This is a genomic window from Mesorhizobium sp. M0152 (assembly GCF_040322415.1).
Lineage (GTDB): Bacteria > Pseudomonadota > Alphaproteobacteria > Rhizobiales > Rhizobiaceae > Mesorhizobium.
Genome location: NZ_JAMYTH010000006.1, coordinates 19663 through 38389 on the forward strand (window position 1 = coordinate 19663; position 18727 = coordinate 38389).

Below are 18727 nucleotides of genomic sequence, written 5' to 3' on the forward strand. Positions count from 1 at the left end.
TTTCGCTGCTCCGCTTGCAAGCCCTGTCGGTCACGTCAGGCGCTCCAAGCTCCTGACCTGCGTCCGGGAATGGCAACACCTGAGCCGACTTCAGTATAGGCCGGCAATGACGGTTTTATTGCAGCCTGGTCTTGACCGCCGCCGCCGCTACAAATCCGCGAGGCATGATCGATCCGTCGTCGTGGCATGGCGACAAACGATCCAAATTGTCCTACAAATACCTGCTACATCGGGGCTACCCTTCCCCTCCTTTTCCCAATGCAATCGCGAGGACCGACATGGAATACCGCACCCTCGGCCGTTCCGGCTTGAAAGTTTCGACACTGACCATGGGAACCATGACCTTCGGCGGCGCCGGCGCGTTTTCGGCTGTCGGCAAGACCGACCTCGACGAGGCACGCCGGATGATCGACATCTGCATCGATGCCGGCATCAACCTGATCGACACCGCCAATGTCTATTCGAACGGCATTTCCGAGGAGATCATCGGCGAAGCGCTCGGCGGCAAGCGCAAGGGCGACGTGCTGATAGCCTCCAAGGCGCGGATGCGGATCGGCAATGGTCCCAACGATGAAGGCCTGTCGCGCTATCATCTGATCCGCGAATGCGAGAAGAGCCTCAAGCGCCTGAAGACCGATGTCATCGACATTTACTTCCTGCACGAATGGGACGGTGCAACCCCGCTGGAGGAAACCATTGCCGCGCTCGACACGCTGGTTACCCAAGGCAAGGTTCGCTATGTCGGCTGTTCCAACTATTCAGGCTGGCAGGTGATGAAGGCGCTCTCCATCAGCGACAGCCACCACCAGCCGCGCTTCGTCACCCAGCAGATCCACTACACGCTGGAGGCGCGCGAGGCCGAATACGAGCTGCTGCCGATTTCGGTCGACCAGGGGCTGGGCGTGCTGGTGTGGAGCCCGCTCGCCGGCGGATTGCTTTCCGGCAAATACCGCCGCGACAGCCCGACCGCCCGCCAACTCGCCGGCTGGTCGGAACCGCCGATCCGCGATGAGGACCGGCTGTGGCGGATCGTCGATATCCTCGTTGAGATCGGTACTCAGCGCGGCGTGTCGGCCGCGCAGGTGGCCCTCGCCTGGCTGCTCGGCCGGCCTGCCATCAGTTCGCTGGTGATCGGCGCGCGCAGCGAAACGCAGCTCAAGGACAATATCGCAGCCGCAAGCCTTGCGCTCTCGGACGACGAACGCGGGCGCCTCGACACGGTCAGCAGGCCGCCCCTGCTCTACCCCTACTGGCACCAGCAACTGACGGCAAAAGACCGTTTTGGCGCCGCCGACCTCGTGATTGACCGATGCGGCGTCTGACCCGCGATTTTCGATCATCTGGCGGGCGATACCCGCCGGCGGCTAACCCGAAATGAAGCGCCAGACCTCTGCGTCCGGTTTGACCTGGCCGCTGAGCACAAAGTATTTATAGAGCACGAGCAGGGAGATCGCCTGCTCGGTCCGCTCGTCGGCGAATGTCCGGCAATAGGCGTTCGCGGCGGCGATGATGCGTTCGGCCCGTTCGGGGTGCCGCTCGAAATAAGCCACGCGTTCCGCGAGATCGGCGAAGTCCGATTCGAGCGGCACATAATGGACATCGGGTTCGAGTTGCTTTTCGGCAAACCATGTCTCGTATGTCGGCGGCGGCATCAAGCAAAGCGAGTTGGAATTCAGGATCCATTTGAGATTGGTCGCCACGTCATTGCCTTCGAGCGAAACAATGTAGCGATAACGCTGGTGCTGGCTGATGCTGAGATAGGGTTTGCTGTACTCGGCCGGTGCGTTCGGCTTGTGCGAGCCGGCGTCGCAGAACCGCAGGTCACACACCGCATCCAGAAATCTTGTCCGGATCGGATTGTTGAGATCGCCGCGCCAGACCACGGCCGGGAGCTTGTCGGCGAATGCGGTTGCATCGGCCGGCATCTGGAAGTGACGGAACTTGTCGAGCTTCATGATGACCGCGTTCTTGTCGTCGGCGCGGATCGGCCTATCCTTGACGATCGACGGCACCTTCGGCACGTCGATCACGTCGCCGAACTCCAGGTCGATCAGCAATCCGGGATCGAAGTAGCGGGCAAATTCCTTCAGGTCGTAATAGTACATGGTCGGCGTGAAGGGCAGCCTGTTGATGCGCACGGCATCGGGGCTGGGCACGAAGCCATCCTGCAGCTTGTTGTAGTAATTCAGGCGCCGGCGCGCCGCTTCGCCCGAAAGCCTCGCCATCTCCAGGTGAGCGCCCAATCTGCGGCGGAACAATGCCTGCGGGACGGCATCGCGCGCAAAGTTGCGCGCATAGTAGAAAACCCTTGCGGTCGTTCGCGCAATTGTGGCCATAGCTCACTTGATCAAGATAAACAGGCAGCTCTCAATAGGTCGGCGCCCCGGCACTTCCTACACCATTGTGCCGCGCATCTTGCAAGTCCCCGAACAGATCGTTGTGACGTCCGGATAGTTTCGCTCCGGCTGTTGTGTTTGGCAGCCAATGCTCCTAGGCAGGGTCAGAGCCCCAGGGCCAATCAAAAAAGGAGCCGGTATGGCGCGAGCACCAAACTACGATCAGGAACGCAAGGAACGCGACCGCCAGAAAGCGGCCAAGAAGGCCGAGAAGCAGGCGGCCAAGGTCGCGGCGCGGGAACGTTCGAAACCCGAGGGCGAAGGCGAGACTGAGACCGAAACGGAAGAATGACGGCATGCGGCCCGCGAATGCGGGCCGTGCCTCAATCTCCATTGTCGTCCTGTAATCAGGCAGGAGCCTTGTCGCTGACGAAAACGTCCACTTCACGCGCCGCCGCGATAAAGGCGCGCCTGGCGTTCATGGCCGGCTTGTCCCCGGCCAGCGCGTCGTGGCAGGCCTGCAGCGCCGCGCGATGCTTAGGGCTGCGCTTTCCGGGCCAGCTGTTGAGAAGGTAATCGGAAGCCTCCCTTGCCGAGCGCAGGACCTGAGTGCTTCCCGCCGTGACGGACTTGACGGTCACGGGTGTTTCAAATCGGTTGTTTTCCATCGCCGCTCTTACGCCATCGGCGCCCGTGAAGCGAGGCCGAAAGTGCGCTTCACGTTCGGCCGGAAACTTTTCGCATGGCCCTGCCCCAGCTAGGCAGCGACGACGGCAAATCCCCTGGCGCGAAGACCGCGTCGATCGTTGGCGAGCGACGTGACCAGCCGGTCGCGGCTGCCGATGATATGGGCCGAAAGCAAGCGCGCGGCTCCATCGCCGTCGCCAAGGCGTGTCGCCGCCAGAATGGCGCGATGCTCGGCCCAGGCGCGAACAAGCGCAGCTTGATCGCGAACCTCCAGCCAGCGAGCCCGCGACAGCCGTGTCATGGCATCGCGAACGGCCCGGAACAGGAATTCGTTGCCTGACAGGCGCGCCAACTCGATGTGAAAATCCATGCCGATACGATGCCATTCCTCGCGCGGCGTTTCGTTGTCGCAGGAATCGAGCATTGCCTCGATCACATCGACGGCGCTTCTGTCGGCTTGGGCGCTCGTCAGCCGCACAGCCGCGATCTCGACCGCCTCGCGATAGACCGCGATCTGCTCGAGTTCGGCCAGATTGATGGGTGAAACCGTCCAGCCGCGCCCGTCCCTGCCGACCAGCCCCTCGGTCTCCAGCCGCAGCAGCGCCGCCCTGACCGGGGTGCGCGAGGCGCCGAAGCGGCCTTCGATCCAACGCTCGGTCAGGCGCTCGCCGGGCCCGATCTCCAACCCCAGGATCATCTCGCGAAGCTGCCGCTCGACGTTCTGCATTTGCGACATCGCGTTTCCCTTTCGAGGCCGCATTGACAGCGGCGAGGCTGAGGTCCATGACGGATACCAGCTTGGTATCCCAAATTGGTATCCGCTACAATCCCCCCGACATTCGGCAGGCAAGGCAATGGCACAGGACAATACGCAACAGCAGGGCTACAACATCCACTGGCGGCGCAATCTCGCCGTCTGCTTCGCCGGCTCGTTCAGCACGCTCATTGCCATGACCCTGCTGTTGCCTTTCCTGCCGCTCTACGTCGAACAGCTGGGCGCCGAGGGCCATGTGGCGATCGTGCAGTGGTCGGGCATCGCCTATGGGGCGACCTTCTTCGCCGCGGCGATGGTCGCGCCGCTGTGGGGACGTCTTGGCGACCGCTACGGCCGCAAGCTGATGCTGGTGCGGGCCAGTTTCGGCATGGCGCTCTGCATGTCGCTGACGGGAATGGTCGAGACCGTCTGGCAACTGGTGCTGCTGCGCCTGCTGATCGGTTTTGCCGGCGGCTATTCCTCGGGTTCGACCATATTGGTGGCCATGCAGACGCCGAAAGACCGCTCCGGCTGGGCCCTGGGCGTGTTGTCGGCGGGGATCACGGCAGGCTCGCTGGTCGGCCCCCTGCTGGGCGGCGCGCTGCCGCCACTGATCGGCATTCGCGCGACCTTCCTGTTGTCCGGCGGCGTCATCTTTGTTGCCTTCCTGGCAACGACGTTCCTGATCAAGGAGAACACGCGAACCGAGGCGGCAAAAGCCGCGTCGGCGGCGAAACCGAAAAGCGGCTGGTCGCAGGTTCCCGACAAGCGTCCGGTCGTCGCCATGCTGACCACCGGCATGCTGCTCGCCTTCGCCACCATGTCGATCGAGCCGATCATCACGGTCTACGTGCAGCAGCTCATCGAGGATCAGAGCCGGGTGACGCTGGTCGCCGGCGTCGTGATGTCGGCGACAGCGCTCGGCGCGATTGTCTCCGCCTCATGGCTCGGCAAGCTTGCCGATCGCGTTGGCCACTGGAACGTCGTCGTCGGGGCGCTGGCCGTCTCGGCCCTGCTGCTCATCCCGCAGGCCTTCGTCACCAATAGCTGGCAACTGATCGGCCTGCGCTTCCTGATGGGCCTGGCGCTTGGCGGCCTGCTGCCGTGCATCACCAGCGTTATCAGGCACAATGTGCCGGACGGCGTCGGCGGCAATGTGCTGGGCCTGTCGATCTCGGCGCAGTATGTCGGACAGGTCGCAGGGCCGCTGGCCGGCGGCTTCGTGGGCGGCCGTTTCGGCATGCCGGCTGTGTTTCTCGGCACATCGGTGCTGATGGCAGGAGGAGCGGTCTACAACTGGATTGTTCAGTCGCGGCGAACGCGGCATATGATGCTTGAGGCAGGCGAGCCCTGAGGGTTTGCCCGGCCGGACCAACCGCACAAGGGAGCGCTCCAACATGAACCTCGCCGATCCAAACGGCAGCCGTGTCCTTGTGTTTGCCGGCGGTCTCGTCGGCGCGGCGGGGGTGGCGCTATCGGCGGCGGCGGCGCATCGTGGCGGCGCCTTCACCGGCACGGCCGCGTCCTTCCTGCTGATGCACGCCCCGGTCTTTCTGGCCGTTGGCCTCATTGGCGCGAACCGCTTCCTGCGGATCGCCAGCCTCGTGCTTTTGGCCGGGCTCCTGCTTTTCGCTGGCGACCTTGTCGCGCGCGATTTGTCCGGCGCGAGATTGTTTCCGATGTCGGCGCCAATCGGAGGCAGCCTGCTCATCGCCGGGTGGATGGCGATCGCGGTCTCCGCCCTGGTGCGTCCGCGTCCCTGAGCATTCGGCGAGGCTCAGTCCCGACGGCGTCCTGGCCGGCCCCAGAAGTCACGGTTGCGCGTGGCGGGCTTTGCCAGGCGCCGCGCCTCCGGCCGCTCGGCAGCCGGCGAGATGCCCCAGTAATTGCGGTAAATGTCTGCGAACAGATGATTGATGGGATGCATGGTCTGTCTCCCTGTGCTTGAATCGATCCAATCGATGGGCAAAAAAATGCCGCCGGTCAGCTCCGCTTGCGCCTCACGAGAAAACGCAGGTCGCGAACCCACGGGCCGGCACCGTCGCGCGGCTTACGCCTGGCGGTGGTGGGCCCGATATTCCAGTCGTTGCGATAGATATCTTCGAACAGATAGTTGACGGGGTGCATGATGCTCCTCCTCGGCAATCCAGCAGGCGAATGTGCCACTTTGGATCGATTCAAACATAGGTCTTCGGCCAGCGCCGGTCAAGCAATAAATTGAATCGATCCAACGAAAATACTAGATGCAACTCAAGAACGTGCTAAATGCAGGTCAGGAGGCACGCAGAATGGCGCCACTTACCGCAGGCAATCGACGACCCGTCCGGCTGGCCGACATCGCCAAGGCTGCCGGTGTTTCGCACGGCACCGCATCCAATGTTTTCAGCCGCCCCGAGATCGTGCGCGAGGAAGTCCGTGAACGGGTCAAGGCTGCGGCCGAGGCGATGGGCTATGGCGGCCCGGATCCCAAGGGCCGGCTGCTGCGGGCCGGCAAGGTCAACGCCATCGGCGTGGCGACGGCAGAGCCCCTCTCCTACTTCTTCGACGATCCCTTTGCGCGTGTCATGATGGCCGGCATCTCCCAGGCCTGCGACGCAACGGGGGCCGGGATCTCCCTTGTTTCAGCCGCCAACAGCGAACAGCTTGCCTGGAACATCCAGAGCGCCCTGGTCGACGGCTTCATCGTCTTCTGTATCGAAGGCGGCTCGCGGCTGGTCGAGCTGGCACGAGAGCGCAAGCTTCCCTTTGTGGCGCTCGACCTGGATTCCGAGGACGGGTCAGTCGCGGCGATCGGTGTCGACAACATCGCCGGCGCCGGCCTGGCGGCGCGTCATCTGACGGATCTCGGGCATCGCCGCTTTGCCGTGCTGGCGCTGCCTTTCGCCGATGGCAGGACAGGCCTTATTTCGCCCGAGGAGCTTCGCGCCGCGGCCTATGCCGGGACACGCGATCGCCTCACCGGCTATTTCCGCGAGCTTTCGCGGGTTGGCATCGATACGTCCACAGTGCCCGTCTATGAAACCGCCAACGATGCCGCCAGCACAAAGGCCGGGCTGGAAACGATCTTTGCTTCCGGCGAGCCACCCACGGCCATCCTGGCGATGTCGGACAGAATGGCCCTGGCAACGCTCGAATGGCTGAGCGCGCGCAACTTGAACGTCCCCGGCGACGTTTCCGTCGTTGGCTTCGATGGTGTTCCGGAAGGAGCGGTATCGGAGCCGCCATTGACCACGATCGCCCAGCCGATCGCGGAGATGGGGCGCCTGGCCGTCAAGGCGATCCTGGAAAGCGATGGCCAGGCTCGCCGGCAGCAACTGCCTGTCGAACTGATCGTGCGGGGTTCGTCGGCTCCCCCAGCCGGCTGAACCGCCCGAAGCAATTCCGGGAAACAGCTCCAGGCGACTCATCGATTGGCTCTCGCCGCCACGGCCGAGATGCCGAAAGACGCACGGACGGGTTGGGGCGTCCGGGCCTTGCCCGAACCGCCGATGGCCGACAGCCATTCGAGATAGAAGGCAAGCGCGAACTGCATGGCGATGCCGGCCGATATCAGCAGGCCGTCATAGGCAAGGCCACCCGGATTGATCAGTTTCATCACCTGGGCGACCATGGCGATCACCGTGCCGGCGATGAAGACCGGCAGCGAACGCTTGCCGAGTATCGCCAGCGGATGATCGGGGCTGGTGCGGAACAGGTTGGAGAACGCCGGCAGAGCCACGAACAGGTAGCTGACCGCGAGGATATGCAACAGCCGCGGCAGCGACAGGAAGGTCTTGTCGAAACCGCCGAGCACCACGGGCAGGTTGAACCACGTTACGTGTCCCCAGAGCGGGCTGTGCACCCATACCGCCGCCGTCAGCACATAGGCGGCGGCCGCGCCGACCAGCCAGCGGTTGACCGGAATGACACCGCCGCGCCTGATATGCAGCATGGCGGCAATGCCGATGTTGAACAGGAACTGCCAGGACAGAGGATTGAGGAACCAGAAACCAGGCTCGGGATAGTTCGGCGGAGCGATCTGCCAGATGCCGGCGAAAAGCCACAGCAAGCCCGACACGGTCAGCCCAGCAAGCGGCCTGTGGCCGATGAACAGGACAAAGACCGGCGCCATCAAAAGCAGCGCGGCATAGACCGGCAGGATGTTGTTGTAGCCGAGCTGATGGCCGAGCGTGACAATACCGACCAGCACTTCGGGCGTGTTCTTCATCAGCGGCTCGATGTTGATCAGCTTCAAGAGCTCCGGCTTTTTGGCGAACACCGCCACGGCGCAGAACAAGCCCATCACCACCATTGTCGTCACGATATGGGCGATATAAAGCACACACGCCCGCCGCCACATCTTCAATGTCGCGAGAAGACGGCCGCCCGGCCGGAACTTCGTGCCATAGGCAAGCGCGACGGAGATGCCGGAGATGAGCACGAACGCCTCGGCGGCGTCCGAAAAGCCGAAATTCTTGTAGGTCAAGGCCTCGAAGGCCGTACCCGGCACATGGTCGATGAAAATGGTCAGCAACGCGAGCGCGCGCACCACATCGATACGCGTATCGCGTTCCGGCGAAGCAGGGGTGGTCATCGAGAAAAGGCCTCAAAGCTGGTCGTTCATAGGGGCAATGCGATGCCGGCGCACCGCTTCGATTCCTCCCGCAGGAAATGTATCGGCCCGAAAACGGGCTGGAGTGCGCCCGGTTCAATCAACTTTCGCAGAGCATGAAAATATTGCGTTTTGAAGCCGGCAAATTGAGCGAAACGAAATGTAATCAAAGGGATGCGGAATGACCGACGAGAACGTCGAAAACGGCAAGCTGCTGCTGGATCTGGCCTTTCCCTATCGTCTTGACGCAGCCGGCGGAACCAGCCGCGCATGCCTCTTCCTGCTGCATGGATCGGGCGTCGACGAGACAAGCCTGTTGCCACTGGCGAAAAGAATAGCGCCCGGTGCCACACTGGTCGCGGTGCGCGGACGCGTCCCCCAGGAGGATGGCTTCCGCTGGTTCGAGCGGATCACCCCGACGCGCTTCGACCAGACAAGCATTCTTGCCGAGACGGCTGCTTTCGGGCAGTTCGTCGCCAAGGTCGGGGATCGGCACGGGATCGATCCCGCAGGCGCGGTCTTCCTCGGCTATTCGAACGGCGCCAATCTGGTTTCCAGCCTGATGCTGCTCCATCCAGGCATGGTCAGGGCGGCGGCGCTGCTCAGGCCAATGCCGGTGCTTGACCAGGCGCCGGCGACGGATCTGCGGGGAACGCGGACGCTGATCGTCGCCGGCGCCGCCGACGAGACCTACGGGCCCTTCGCACCGGCGCTGGTGAGGCTGCTCAGCGAGCACGGCGCCGAGGTCGACGCACGCATTATTTCCTCAGGCCATGAAGTCGGTGATCCAGACGCTGCGATCGTCAGGCAATGGTTGGCAGGATCGGCGGCGGTGGCGCAGGCAAGCTGACCGACCCGCACGAATCGATCGCGGCGCGGAGTAAGTGAGATCCGTCTCTCTCAGATGGTCTCTGGGTGGCCCTAGCCCCGCCCCATCCTGTTCCAGGCGTCGAGACCGGCGATCTTATAGGCTTCGGCGAGCGTCGGATAGTTGAAGGTGTTGTTGACGAAGAAGTCGACGGTGCCGCCGAGATTGATGACAGCCTGGCCGATGTGAATGAGTTCGGTTGCCCCTTCGCCGACAATATGCGCGCCGAGCAGCCGGCGCGTCTCGATCGAAAACAACAGCTTCAGGAAGCCGGTGTTGACGCCCATGATATGGCCGCGCGAGGTCTCGCGGAAGCGTGCCACGCCAACCTCGTAGGCAGCACCGCTCTCGCGCACCTGCTCCTCGGATTGGCCGACGGTGGAGATCTCCGGCACCGCGTAGATGCCATAAGGAAAGGTTTCCGGCGGCGGCGGCAACGAAACACCGAAGGCATGGCAGGCGGCCACCCTGCCCTGCTCCATCGAGGTCGAGGCGAGGCTCGGAAAGCCGATCACGTCGCCGGCAGCATAGATGTTGGGCACGCTCGTCTGGAAAGTCTGCGGATCGACCTTGATACGGCCTCTGGGATCGGCATCGATGCCGACGACGTCCAGCCCCAGGCTGCCGACATTGCCGGTGCGGCCGGCGGCATAGAGCACGACCTCCGAACGGATGGTGCGGCCATCGGCCAGTTCTACTTCGGCTGCTTCAGGCTTGGAGCGGATTTCCTTCACCGCGCTGCCCAGCCTTATCGTCATGCCGCGATCGCGCATCTGGTGAATGAAATCGTCGACGATCTCGCGATCGACGAAATCGAGCATGGAGTTGCGCGGCTCGACCAGCGTCACCGGCACGTCGAGCGCCGAGAAGATCGTGGCGTATTCGACACCGATCACGCCGGCGCCGATGACGGTCAGCGTGCGCGGCAGGCGGTCGAGTTCGAGCATCTCGTCGCTGTCGAAGACGCGGCTTTTGTCGAAAGGCACGTCGCCCGGCCGGTGCGGCCTTGTGCCGACCGCGATCAGCGCGTTGGAAAAACCGACTTCGCTGTAGTCGCCATTATCTGATGTCAGGCTGACCTTGTTGGGGCCAAGAAACTTCACCGACGCACGCGCGCTCTTGACCGTATTGCGCATGAACTGGTGCTGCAGCACCTCGACCTCGTGATCGAGTGTCTTGTGCAGGCGCTCGATCAGATCGCCGACCGAAATATCCTGCTTGACGCGGTAGCCGCGGCCATAGAAGCCACGTTCGCGCCAGCCCGAGAGGTTGAGCACCGTCTCGCGCAACGTTTTCGACGGAATGGTGCCGGTATGGACGGAGACGCCGCCGAGGCGCCGGCCTCGGTCGACCACCAGCACCGACTTGCCGAGCTTGGCCGACTGCACGGCGGCGCGGCGCCCGGAAGGGCCGCTGCCGATGACCAGCATGTCGTAATCCATATTGCCCCGTCCCCTTTGCCCCAGAACGCTCTGTTGCGCCGCAGCAAGCTAATGCCATCCGTGCGGCAAATTCAACCGGTCCAGATTGTACCTCACCCCTTTCGGGCCTTGCGTGCGCTGGGGAAGCTCAACCTTGATTCCGCCGCGTGTCTTCACCATTTCATTGCTGAGCGGCCCACACCCTATGTCGGGCCTTGTTACGAGGAAATAACATGAACGCTCGCGTTCTCGACGGCGAAATCATCAACACCCGGCTCGACGATGTCAGGGCCTATGAAGGCGTGCGCACAAGGCGCATCCTGGCCTTCGTGCTCGACTACATCATCGTCGCCTTGCTCACCATTCCGTTCGCCATACTGGTGTTTTTCCTCGGACTTTTGACGCTCGGCCTTGGCTGGATGCTGTTTGGCATCCTCGTTCCGGCCGTTGCGATCCTCTACATCTGGAACACGCTGGGCAGCGCCGACCAGGCCACCACGGGCATGAAAATGATGGGCATCCGCCTCGACCGGCTCGACGGCAGGCCGATCGACGGCCTGACCGCGGTCGTCCATTCCGTATTGTTCTGGGCCGGCAACGTCATTCTCTCGCCGCTGGTCCTTCTGGTGACCCTGTTTGCCGACCGCAAGCGCACGCTGCACGATCTTCTGCTCGGCACGGTGGTCAGCCGCACCGGCCATTGACGGCATTTCTGGGAAGCGCTACCGGCGCGTCAGCGCAAATGTGAAGGCGTTCACCCAGCCGCGCCTTCATAATCCTGTTGAATTTTTCGCTTTCCGCGCCAAAGGTAGAGCGACTCGAAGGAGCGTATCCTAGACTCGATGACGCAGCATCCGACCCAGTCGCCGCAGTTCTTCCTGACCGCGCCATCGCCGTGTCCCTATCTCGACGGCCAGTTCGAGCGCAAGGTGTTCACGCATCTGGTCGGCGACAAGGCTTCGGAGATGAACGATCTCTTGACGCAAGGTGGCTTCCGGCGGTCGCAGAACATCGCCTACAGGCCGGCCTGCGAGACCTGCCGCGCCTGTGTTTCCGTGCGCATCCTCGCCCAGGAATTCGTTGCCAGCCGCAATATGAAGCGCGTGCTGCACAACAATTCCGATCTGGTCGGCGCGATGCACAATGCCGAGCCCTCGACCGAACAATACTCGCTGTTCCGCAGCTACCTCGATGCCCGCCATCGCCGTGGCGGCATGTCCGACATGACGGTGCTCGACTACGCCATGATGGTCGAGGACACCCATGTCGACACCAAGGTGATCGAATACCGGCGGCGCGGCCCCGACACGTTCATAACCGGCAAGGGCCAGGGCGAGCTGATCGCGGTGGCGCTGACCGACAAGATGGCCGACGGCCTGTCGATGGTCTATTCCTATTTCAATCCCGATTACGAGGAACGTTCGCTCGGCACGTTCATGATCCTCGATCACATCGCCCGCGCACGGGCGATGGGCTTGCCCCATGTCTATCTCGGCTACTGGGTCAACGGCTCGCGCAAGATGAACTATAAGATGCGCTTCACGCCGCAGGAGCATCTCGGCCCGAAAGGCTGGGAGCGCTACACCAACGAAGCGGTTTCACGCTGAGTTTTCCCACGGTCCACGCTTAAACTGTTTCAAGGCAGGGATGCTGGTCTTTCCACCGCTTGGCTGGAGAGTGCGCCATCGCACCGGTCACACCTGCATTTCATTGCGAGAGCTGCCGCATGTCTTCCCACAACGATCACCAGAAGGGCCTGCTGATAACCGCCATCGGCGGCCTGACCCTGACCGTCGACATTCCCTTGATCCGCCTCGCCGACGGGGAGGCTTGGACGATCCTTCTGCTGCGCGCCGGCACGACCCTGATCGCGTCGCTGATCATCTGGGCGGTCTGGCGTGCCCTGAGCAAGGATGCGCCGCAACTCATTCCCGGCAAGGCAGGACTGGTGGTTGCCACACTCTACGGACTCGGTTCGATTGCTTTCATCACCGGCGTTTTCCACACCTCGACGGCCAATCTCGTCTTCATCCTCGCCTTCACCACCATGTTCTCGGCGCTGCTGTCCTGGCTGTTCCTGAAGGAGCGGCCACGGCCGCTCACGCTGGCCGCGCTGGCGCTGATGATCCTGGGAATCGCGATCATCGTCGGCGATTCCATCGGCACCGGGCATCTGTTCGGCGACCTCATGGCACTGTGCTCCGCGCTGTGCATTGCCTGCGCTATCACCATTTCGCGTGCGAGCGGCAAGGATATGGGCTTTACGGCGCTGGTCGGCGTCGCCCTGCCCTTCGCCGTCGCCGCATTGATGGTTTCGAAGACCGGCATCCAGGTGAACGCGCCATGGTGGATCATCTTCAACGGCGCTGTCATCATGCCGATCTCGTTCTTCTGCCTCGCTGCCGGGCCGAAGTACATTTCAGGACCGGAAGTGGCGATGTTCTACCTGCTCGAAACCGTGCTGGCGCCGATCTGGGTGTGGATGGTCTTTGCCGAGACACCGAGCCGTAACAGCATGATCGGCGGCGCGATCCTGATTGTCACGCTTGTCGCCCACTCGCTTTGGCAGTTGCATCAGGGACGCAAGCGCCGCAGCGACTTTGCGGTGCATCATCCGGCCTGATACCCGGGTGATCCCGGCCTGCAAACGGCAATTTCCCACGTCAGGCGCTGGCCTTCTTCGCCGCGCCTGGCTCCGGCAGAATCTCGATCTGTGGACCGGCCTCGATTTCGGCGGCCGAGCCTGAGGCCATCTCGTCAGCCAGCTCCACCTCGCGCAGCCATTCGCGCCAGATCGCGACCAGCAGTGCCATCAGCACCGGACCGATGAACAGGCCCAGGAAGCCCATGGTCTTGACGCCGCCGATCAGGCCGAAGAAGGTCGGCAGGAAGGGCAGCTTGATCGGCCCGCCGACCAGCTTCGGACGCAGCGTCTTGTCGACGATGAACAGTTCGACCGCGCCCCAGATGAACAGTGCCAACCCAGCCATCGGTGAGCCGCTGGCCGCCAGGTAGATCGAGACCAAGGTGAAGGACAGCGGCGCGCCGCCGGGGATGAGCGCCATGACGCCGGTCAGGGCGCCGAGCGTAACCGGCGACGGGACGCCCGCCAGCCAGTAGGCGATGCCCAGCACCAGCCCCTCGCCAATGGCAATCACGGTCATGCCGGTCACTGTCGAAGAGATGGTCGCCGGCACGACGCGGGAGATCCGTTCCCACCTCGTCGGCAGGATGCGCTCGCCGAGGCGGTCGACCTGACCCGCGAAGTGCTCGCCGTCGCGATAGGCGAAAAACAGCGCGATCATCATGAACAGCAGCGTCAACAGCAGCCCGAAGGCACTGCCGCCAGCGGCCAGCACACCACGGTAGATGCTGCCGATATTGGCGCCGCTGACCAGTTGGATCAATTCGCCGATGCCGCCGGGATGACCAAGATTGGTTGTCCACTGCTCGTTCAGCCACTCACCCACGATGGGCAGCGTCGCGATCCAGTGTGGCGTCACCGCGCCATGCCGGTTGGTCTCGATGGCCCAGCCGACCCATTCGCGCACTTCGTTGATGGCGTATGTGCCGGCAAGCGCGATCGGGATCACCAGGAAAGCAAGGATGAAGAGGATGGCAAGGGTCGCGGCGATGGTGCGGTTGCCGCCGACGCCGGCCAGCAGCCGCCGGTAGAGCGGCCAGCTGGCGAAAGCGATGACAAGCGCGGCGAGCACCGGAAACAGGAAGCCGTGGAAGAAATAGACGCCGGCGGCGACGATCAGCACCAAGAGCCAGCGCGCCGCCGACAGCGGCGGAATGACGGCGGCCCGCAGCGGCGTCGACAGTCCGAACAGGCGCTGCTGCCGTTCTGGTTTCTGGATTCTTGCTTCCTTCAAACGCCCGTTTCTCCCGACACCTTCCCGTTTATGCCCTGATATAGTGCAGTAATCGTGACGATAGTCCAAATGGTGATGACGACGCTGTAATCTCCCTCGAGGGGAAGATGGCCGGCAGGCCAGAGGGGGGTCGCCGGGCAGCGAGCGCCAGCCTGCTTCGTCCGCAAAAAGAGGTCGCGTCAGGACGTACCGACCCCCTCTGTCGCCTTCGGCGACATCTCCCCCTCGAGGGGGGAGATCGCAGCTTCAACCAAACTTTCCAGTCCTCGGAAATCCCTTCGGCACCATGCGCCCTGCCGATGCCCGGGCGCCGATCCATTCGGCCAGTTCCTCGCGCGACCTTGTGAACGTGCGGTCGGCCGAATCCTGCCAGGAAAGGCCGCTTTCCAGCGTAAACGGCTTGAGGTCGAGAAGGCCGCCATCCTTGTACTTCTGCAGCCGCACGCCCTTGCCGCGGCCCATCTCCGGGATATCGGAGAGCGCGAACACCAGCATCTTGCGGTTCTCGCCGACGATGGCGAGATGATCGCCGGTGACCGGTATGCAGCGCTTGGCCTCGTCCGGCGCCTTGACGTTCATCACCTGCTTGCCCTTGCGGGTGTTGGCGATCACCTCCTCCTCCGGAACGATGAAGCCGTTGGCGTCATGTGAGACCAACAGAAGCTTGCGCTTCGGGTCGTGGACGAAGGCGGTGACGATGTCCTGGTCGTTGTCCATGTCGACGATGATGCGGATCGGCTCGCCATGGCCGCGGCCGCCCGGCAACCTATCGGCGCCGATGGTGTAGAACTTGCCGCCGGTGGTGAAGACCAGCACCTTGTCGGTGGTCTGTGCATGGAAGGCGAGCTTGAGGCTGTCGCCCTCCTTGAAGGTCAGCGTCGAGAGATCGGCCAGATGCCCCTTCATCGCCCGCAGCCAACCCTTTTCGGAAACCACGACGGTGACCGGCTCGCGCTCGATCATGGCGTGCGCGATGTCGGTCAAATCGTGCTCGGGCGCGTCCGCGAATTGGGTGCGGCGCTTGCCGATCTCGGTCTCCGGACCGAACTTGTCGCGGATGTTGGCGACTTCCCACTTGATCGTCGCCCATTGTTTGTCGTTCGAGGCAAGCAGTGCCTCGATCTGCTTCTTCTCGGCGCTCAGGCCATCGAATTCCTTGCGGATCTCGAATTCCTCGAGCTTGCGCAGGGCGCGCAGGCGCATGTTGAGGATGGCTTCGGCCTGGGTATCGGTGAGTGACCAGCGGGCCATCATCACCTGCTTGGGCTCGTCCTCCTCGCGGATGATCCTGATCACCTCGTCGATGTTGAGATAGGCGATCAGATAGCCGGCAAGGATCTCCAGCCGTCTTTCGATCTCGCGCAGCCGATGTTTCGAGCGGCGGATGAGCACGTCACGGCGATGATCGAGCCATTCCTGCAGCACGCCCTTCAGCGACAGCACGTTGGGCACCTTGCCGCGCGACAACACGTTCATGTTGAGCGGAAAACGGCTTTCAAGCTCGGTGAGCTTGAATAGCGATTCCATCAGGATGCCGGGATCGACCGACCGGCTCTTCGGCACCAGGACGACGCGGATGTCCTCGGCGCTCTCATCCCTGATATCCTCGAGCAGGGGCAGCTTGCGCGCCATCAACAGCTCGGCGATCTTCTCGATCAGCCGCGCCTTCTGCACGCCGTAAGGGATTTCTGTGACGACGATGCTCCAGGTGCCCCTGCCCTGATCTTCCTGGTTCCATTTCGAGCGCACGCGAAAGCCGCCGCGGCCGGTCTCATAGGCTTCGAGGATCGAGGCGCGGCTGTCGACGATGATGCCGCCGGTCGGAAAATCCGGACCCTGAACGAAGTCCATCAGCTTCGCCACCGGCGCGTCGCGATGCTCTATCAGGTGCAGCGCGGCATCGCAGAGTTCGGCCGCGTTGTGTGGCGGGATCGAGGTCGCCATGCCCACGGCGATGCCGGACGAGCCATTGGCCAAAAGGTTCGGGAAGGCACCGGGGAGCACAACCGGCTCCTCGTCCTCTTCATTGTAGGTCGGCCGATAGTCGACGGCGTCCTCGGTGATGCCGGACAACAGCTCGGTCGCCACGTCGGTCATGCGCGCTTCGGTGTAACGCATGGCGGCGGCGTTATCGCCGTCGATATTGCCGAAATTGCCTTGCCCGTCGACCAGGGGATAGCGCATCGAAAAATTCTGCGCCAACCGCACCAGCGCATCATAGATCGACTGGTCGCCGTGCGGGTGGAACTTGCCCATCACCTCGCCGACGATGCGGGCGCATTTGGCGAACCCCTGGTCAGGATTGAGGCGCAGCAGGCGCATGGCGTGCATGATGCGGCGGTGGACCGGCTTCAGCCCGTCGCGGACATCGGGCAGCGCCCGATGCATGATGGTCGACAGCGCATAGGCAAGATAGCGCTCTTCCAGCGCCTTCTTCAGATCCACCGGTTCGATATGATCGCCGCCGCCATTTTCAGGCGGCAAAAGCCTTTTTCCCATGGGCTCGACCTAGCCGAGCGGGTGATTCGCGGCAAGAGCGCATGCGGAGCCGGTGGAGTTGCGCGCGCGGTTTCTGCAACATGAAACCGCAAGGTCGAACTTGCCGGCCAACATCAACCTGTTACACGCCGCATCTATTGCAAAGCGCGATGGCACTCATCGGTCGGGTCTTCATTCCAAATTCACCGCTTTGCCCGATGACGTCCGGATCGGGTTTGCCTTTCGCCGGGATTTTTGACCAATGTGGCGGGATGCGCCATTTTCCCGTCCAGTTCGTCGCGGCATGGTGATGGTGCAAAGAATTCAAAAACAATTTCAGGCTCTCAGGGAATTTGCGATGACAATCAAACGCTCAACTCTCAGGAAATTCGCTTTTTCGACCTTTTTGCTTACGCTGCCGCTGAACGCGGCCCTGGCCCAGGATACCGCGGTTGCCGACCGGCTGAAGGCGGCGCTTGCCGCCCAGGGCGTCGACATCTCCTGGACCGGCGTAACCGGCGACGATACCGCCATGGTGCTGCAGGGCGTGTCGGTCAAACCGGCCGCGGAAAAGGAGGCGCTCCCAATCGGCGACGTCAAACTCGAGGGCGTGACCGAGGCAAACGGCGGCTATGATATCGCCACCGTGTCGACATCGGCCTTCGAACACAGCAAGGACGGCGTCACCCTCAATCTCAGCCCCTTCGTCATCCACGACATGACGGTCCCGGCCGATGGCGCCACCAGCCCGCTGGGCTCGTTGATGATGTACAAGTCCGCCGAACTCTCGAACATGACAGTCAAGGTCGCCGACAAGACCGCGTTCTCGATGGACGGGCTTGCCATCGAGATCACACCGCCGGCAGACGGCAAGGCGATGGAATTCACCGGCACCACGGAAAAATTCAACGCCGACCTGACGCTGGTCGAGGATCCCAAGTCGAAGGAAGTCATCAATGCGCTCGGCTACCAGAACATCTCGGGCAATCTTGAGATGGCCGGCACTTGGCAGCCCTCGGACGGCAAGTTGGAGCTGTCCAAATACGACATCTCGGTCGAGAATGCCGGCACGCTCGGCATGACCTTCGACCTTGGCGGCTACACGATGGACTTCATCAAGTCGCTGCAGGAGATGCAGAAGAAGATGGCGGCGCAGCCAGAAGGTGCCGACAATTCGGCGCAAGGCATGGCCATGCTCGGCATTTTGCAGCAGCTTTCGTTCAACAGCGCCTCGATCCGCTTCGACGACGATTCGCTGACCAACAAGGTGCTGGACTATGTCGGCAAGCAGCAAGGCATGTCCGGCAAGGACATCGCCAACCAGGCCAAGGCGATCGTGCCGTTCGGGATGGCGCAGCTCAACAATCCGGAACTGACCGCGCAAGTGACCGCCGCCGTCGGCAAATATCTGGACGATCCGAAGAGCCTCGAAATCTCGGCCGAGCCGCCGGCATCGGTGCCGTTCGCGCTGATCATGGCCGGCGCCATGTCCAATCCGCTCGACCTGCCGAAGACGCTCGGCGTCAGCGTCAAGGCCAACGAAGACTGATCGAAGTTAGCTCCCTTCTCCCCGTCACTATAGACGGGGAGAAGGTGCCGGCAGGCGGATGAGGGGCAGCGCCGACGCCTGCAAATTGCAATTCAATGCCGAACCGATTGCCTGACAGCAGGTGTCAGTTTGCTACGGCCGTTCGCCAATCACATGCAGCCGCGC

Annotated in this window: 19 protein-coding genes; 10 read left to right on the forward strand and 9 right to left on the reverse strand. The window is 62.8% G+C overall.

Annotation, left to right across the window (positions count from 1 at the left end):
• The first annotated feature begins 278 nt into the window (after positions 1–278).
• Positions 279–1322, forward strand: a complete 1044-nt coding sequence (locus tag NKJ26_RS08525; protein ID WP_352598360.1) for an aldo/keto reductase — start codon at positions 279–281, stop codon at positions 1320–1322.
• Between the two features lie 42 nt (positions 1323–1364).
• On the opposite strand, the gene NKJ26_RS08530 is transcribed toward NKJ26_RS08525, so the two are convergent.
• Positions 1365–2336 (reverse strand): glycosyl transferase family 90, encoded by a 972-nt coding sequence (locus tag NKJ26_RS08530; RefSeq protein ID WP_352598361.1) that lies wholly within the window; start codon positions 2334–2336, stop codon positions 1365–1367.
• Positions 2337–2535: 199 nt separating this feature from the next.
• Here NKJ26_RS08530 and NKJ26_RS08535 point away from each other — a divergent pair, with 199 nt between their 5' ends.
• Positions 2536–2688 carry a hypothetical protein gene (locus tag NKJ26_RS08535; protein ID WP_081689681.1) on the forward strand — a complete coding sequence of 51 codons (153 nt, stop codon included), beginning with the start codon at positions 2536–2538 and terminating at the stop codon, positions 2686–2688.
• A gap of 55 nt (positions 2689–2743) precedes the next feature.
• Here NKJ26_RS08535 and NKJ26_RS08540 read toward each other — a convergent pair whose 3' ends face one another.
• Both NKJ26_RS08540 and NKJ26_RS08545 read right to left on the reverse strand, forming a co-directional pair.
• Positions 2744–3004 carry a DUF982 domain-containing protein gene (locus NKJ26_RS08540; RefSeq protein ID WP_352598362.1) on the reverse strand — a complete coding sequence of 87 codons (261 nt, stop codon included), beginning with the start codon at positions 3002–3004 and terminating at the stop codon, positions 2744–2746.
• 89 nt (positions 3005–3093) lie between these two features.
• On the reverse strand, positions 3094–3759 hold the full coding sequence (locus tag NKJ26_RS08545; RefSeq protein ID WP_352598363.1) for a GntR family transcriptional regulator: 666 nt from the start codon (positions 3757–3759) through the stop codon (positions 3094–3096).
• A gap of 118 nt (positions 3760–3877) precedes the next feature.
• On the opposite strand from NKJ26_RS08545, the gene NKJ26_RS08550 reads away from it, so the two are divergent.
• Together NKJ26_RS08550 and NKJ26_RS08555 are read left to right on the forward strand one after the other, a co-directional pair.
• A complete protein-coding gene (locus NKJ26_RS08550) occupies positions 3878–5131 on the forward strand; it encodes an MFS transporter (protein ID WP_352694914.1) in 1254 nt (417 codons plus the stop codon).
• A gap of 43 nt (positions 5132–5174) precedes the next feature.
• A complete protein-coding gene (locus NKJ26_RS08555) occupies positions 5175–5540 on the forward strand; it encodes a DUF423 domain-containing protein (protein ID WP_352694915.1) in 366 nt (121 codons plus the stop codon).
• Positions 5541–5554: 14 nt separating this feature from the next.
• Here the strand turns inward: NKJ26_RS08555 and NKJ26_RS08560 are convergent, their stop codons facing one another.
• Both NKJ26_RS08560 and NKJ26_RS08565 read right to left on the reverse strand, forming a co-directional pair.
• The gene (locus tag NKJ26_RS08560; protein WP_352598366.1) at positions 5555–5704 is read right to left on the reverse strand and encodes a hypothetical protein; all 150 of its coding nucleotides are present in this window, start codon (positions 5702–5704) and stop codon (positions 5555–5557) included.
• Positions 5705–5760: 56 nt separating this feature from the next.
• Positions 5761–5904, reverse strand: coding sequence for a hypothetical protein (locus tag NKJ26_RS08565; protein ID WP_352694916.1), 144 nt, complete (start codon positions 5902–5904; stop codon positions 5761–5763).
• A gap of 161 nt (positions 5905–6065) precedes the next feature.
• Between NKJ26_RS08565 and NKJ26_RS08570 the strand changes: the two genes are divergently transcribed.
• Positions 6066–7142, forward strand: coding sequence for a LacI family DNA-binding transcriptional regulator (locus tag NKJ26_RS08570; RefSeq protein ID WP_352694917.1), 1077 nt, complete (start codon positions 6066–6068; stop codon positions 7140–7142).
• A gap of 38 nt (positions 7143–7180) precedes the next feature.
• On the opposite strand, the gene NKJ26_RS08575 is transcribed toward NKJ26_RS08570, so the two are convergent.
• Positions 7181–8350 (reverse strand): OpgC family protein, encoded by a 1170-nt coding sequence (locus tag NKJ26_RS08575; RefSeq protein ID WP_352694918.1) that lies wholly within the window; start codon positions 8348–8350, stop codon positions 7181–7183.
• A 199-nt stretch (positions 8351–8549) separates the two neighbouring features.
• Here NKJ26_RS08575 and NKJ26_RS08580 point away from each other — a divergent pair, with 199 nt between their 5' ends.
• Positions 8550–9218 (forward strand): alpha/beta hydrolase, encoded by a 669-nt coding sequence (locus tag NKJ26_RS08580; protein ID WP_352694919.1) that lies wholly within the window; start codon positions 8550–8552, stop codon positions 9216–9218.
• Positions 9219–9289: 71 nt separating this feature from the next.
• Here NKJ26_RS08580 and sthA read toward each other — a convergent pair whose 3' ends face one another.
• The gene (gene sthA, locus NKJ26_RS08585; protein ID WP_352598371.1) at positions 9290–10678 is read right to left on the reverse strand and encodes a Si-specific NAD(P)(+) transhydrogenase; all 1389 of its coding nucleotides are present in this window, start codon (positions 10676–10678) and stop codon (positions 9290–9292) included.
• A gap of 212 nt (positions 10679–10890) precedes the next feature.
• On the opposite strand from sthA, the gene NKJ26_RS08590 reads away from it, so the two are divergent.
• The 3 genes from NKJ26_RS08590 to NKJ26_RS08600 all read left to right on the forward strand — a co-directional run bounded on the left by NKJ26_RS08590 (position 10891) and on the right by NKJ26_RS08600 (position 13280).
• On the forward strand, positions 10891–11361 hold the full coding sequence (locus tag NKJ26_RS08590) for an RDD family protein (RefSeq protein WP_027027987.1): 471 nt from the start codon (positions 10891–10893) through the stop codon (positions 11359–11361).
• 138 nt (positions 11362–11499) lie between these two features.
• A complete protein-coding gene (locus NKJ26_RS08595; RefSeq protein WP_352694920.1) occupies positions 11500–12264 on the forward strand; it encodes an arginyltransferase in 765 nt (254 codons plus the stop codon).
• 119 nt (positions 12265–12383) lie between these two features.
• Positions 12384–13280: a DMT family transporter gene (locus tag NKJ26_RS08600; RefSeq protein WP_352694921.1), complete on the forward strand. Its 897-nt coding sequence runs from the start codon at positions 12384–12386 to the stop codon at positions 13278–13280.
• Positions 13281–13320: 40 nt separating this feature from the next.
• On the opposite strand, the gene NKJ26_RS08605 is transcribed toward NKJ26_RS08600, so the two are convergent.
• A complete protein-coding gene (locus NKJ26_RS08605; protein ID WP_027027984.1) occupies positions 13321–14535 on the reverse strand; it encodes an AI-2E family transporter in 1215 nt (404 codons plus the stop codon).
• A gap of 246 nt (positions 14536–14781) precedes the next feature.
• On the reverse strand, positions 14782–17034 hold the full coding sequence (gene parC / locus NKJ26_RS08610; RefSeq protein ID WP_352694922.1) for a DNA topoisomerase IV subunit A: 2253 nt from the start codon (positions 17032–17034) through the stop codon (positions 14782–14784).
• A 337-nt stretch (positions 17035–17371) separates the two neighbouring features.
• Here parC and NKJ26_RS08615 point away from each other — a divergent pair, with 337 nt between their 5' ends.
• Complete coding sequence (locus NKJ26_RS08615) at positions 17372–18562, forward strand: aq_1923 C-terminal domain (protein ID WP_352694923.1); 1191 nt, start codon at positions 17372–17374, stop codon at positions 18560–18562.
• Positions 18563–18727: the final 165 nt, after the last annotated feature.